Origin of the sequence: Streptomyces sp. PU-14G, from assembly GCF_041028275.1 — a bacterium.
In the GTDB taxonomy this organism is placed as follows: Bacteria; Actinomycetota; Actinomycetes; order Streptomycetales; family Streptomycetaceae; genus Streptomyces.
The window spans coordinates 1-1,479 of record NZ_JASKYT010000692.1 but is presented as its reverse complement, the minus strand read 5'-3'; the positions used below and the strand labels follow the sequence as shown (position 1 = coordinate 1,479).

Below are 1,479 nucleotides of genomic sequence, written 5' to 3'. Positions count from 1 at the left end.
CCGCAGCTCCGGGCACGGGCCCGTACGCTCCCCCGCACCCGGCCGCGAGCCCGTCCCCCCCCCCCCCCCCCCCCCCCCCCCCCCCCCCCCCCCCCCCCCCCCCCCCCCCCCCCCCCCCCCCCCCCCCCCCCCCCCCCCCCCCCCCCCCCCCCCCCCCCCCCCCCCCCCCCCCCCCCCCCCCCCCCCCCCCCCCCCCCCCCCCCGCCGGCCCCGTACGCGAGCGCACCCCCGCACCCGGCCGCTCCCGCAGCTCCGGGCACGGGCCCGTACGCTCCCCCGCACCCGGCCGCGAGCCCGTACGCTCCCCCGCCGTCACCCGCGTCCACACCGGACGTCGCCTGGGGCGGGGCGGGGCTCCCCTACTCGGCCGTGCCGACACACCCGGTGCCGTCCTGGTGGCAACGGCACCGCAGGACGCTGCGCGCCACCACGCTGATCGTGCTGCTGGCGCTGTGCGGGTTGATGATCCTGGCGCTGGTTCGGGAACAGACGGGGACGACGGGCCTGCTCGTCGGATTCGGGCTCGCGCTCTTCCCCGTCCCGCTGCTGCTGGCCGCTTTCCGCTGGCTGAGCGCGCCGCTGCCCGCACCGTGGCGGACCCACCTGTTCGCCTTCGCGTGGGGTGCCTGCGCGGCGACGCTGGTCGCCATCCTGGCCAACGGCTTCGCCACCGACTGGCTGGCCTCCTCCGTCGTCGTCGACTCACCACACGAAGCCGACACCCTCGGTGCCACCGTGATCGCCCCGGTCGTCGAGGAGACCACCAAGGCGGCGGCCGTCCTGCTGCTCTTCCTCTTCCGCCGCCGACACCTCGACAGCGTCGTGTCCGGAATAGCGGCGGCGGGCATCACGGCCGCCGGTTTCGCCTTCACCGAGAACATCCTCTACCTCGGTACCGCGTTCGACCAGGACTCCGCGCTGGACCCCGACGGCCTGGCCGGTTCGGCGACGGCCGGCACCTTCCTCATCCGCATCATCTTCGCGCCGTTCGCCCACCCGCTGTTCACGGCGATGACCGGCATAGCCTTCGGCATGGTCGCGGCCCTGCCACGGCGGCGCCGCGTCCTGCGCACGGTGCTGCCGCTGCTGGGCTGGTTCACGGCAGTACTGCTGCACGCCATATGGAACGGCTCGGCGTCCTTCGCCAACTACACGTTCCTCGCCGTGTACGGACTCTTCATGCTCCCGGTGTTCGGCGCCCTGACGTGGCTGGCCGTCTGGTCACGCCTGCACGAACTGCGGATCGTTCGCGAGACACTGCCCGCGTACGCGGCGGCGGGCTGGTTCAGCGAGCCGGAGCCCTGGTCGCTCTCGTCCATGCGGGCCCGCTCGATGGCCCGCGCCATGGCCCGCCGCAGCCACGGCCCCGCCGCCGCCCGCACCCTGGCCGCCTACCAGCACGACGCCACCGCGCTCGCCCTCCTCCGCTCCCGCGCCACCAACGGCGCCACGGCCCCCGACTTCGCCGCCCGCGAGCAC

The 1,479-nt window shown here is 76.3% G+C and carries 1 protein-coding gene; it reads left to right on the top strand.

The features are described from left to right. Positions 1-369: 369 nt before the first annotated feature. Positions 370-1,479, top strand: a 1,110-nt coding sequence (locus AB8Z75_RS34755; RefSeq protein ID WP_369209102.1) for a PrsW family intramembrane metalloprotease, incomplete at its 3' end; no start/stop codon positions are given.